Consider the following 429-nt stretch of genomic DNA (forward strand, 5'->3'; position numbering starts at 1 on the left):
GTTCAGTTCCAGTTCGTTCGCCAGCGGTGCCGCCGGGTCGCGGTCGGCCCCGGCGTCCTCGGGCGCCGGGACGAACAACGCCGCTGCATCGCTGAAGCTGCCGTCGAACTGCCCCAGGTAGTTGAAGGTCAGCGGCGGTCGCGGCGCCGCGGCCAGTGCCCGCTGTAGGGCGTCCGGCCCGAGATGGCGCAACACCCCATAGCCCAGACCATGGTCGGGCACCTGGCGCAGCTGTTCCTTGACGGACTTGACGGCGGCACCCAGGTCGTCCGGCGCGGTCAGCCGCAGCGGGTAGACACTGGTGTACCAGCCGACGCTACGGCTCAGGTCGAGGTCCGCAAAGCGGTCTTCCCGCCCGTGCCCTTCCAGTTCGACACCGAGCGCCGCCTGCCCGCTCCAGCGCCGCCAGGCGCGGACCAATGCGGTCAG

Annotated in this window: 1 protein-coding gene; it reads right to left on the reverse strand. The window is 71.1% G+C overall.

The annotated features are described in order from the left end of the window. Window positions 1-429: condensation domain-containing protein (locus tag ACW73L_RS22180; protein ID WP_498924714.1), on the reverse strand; the 429-nt coding region annotated here is incomplete at both ends.

Source organism: Methylolobus aquaticus, assembly GCF_054172105.1.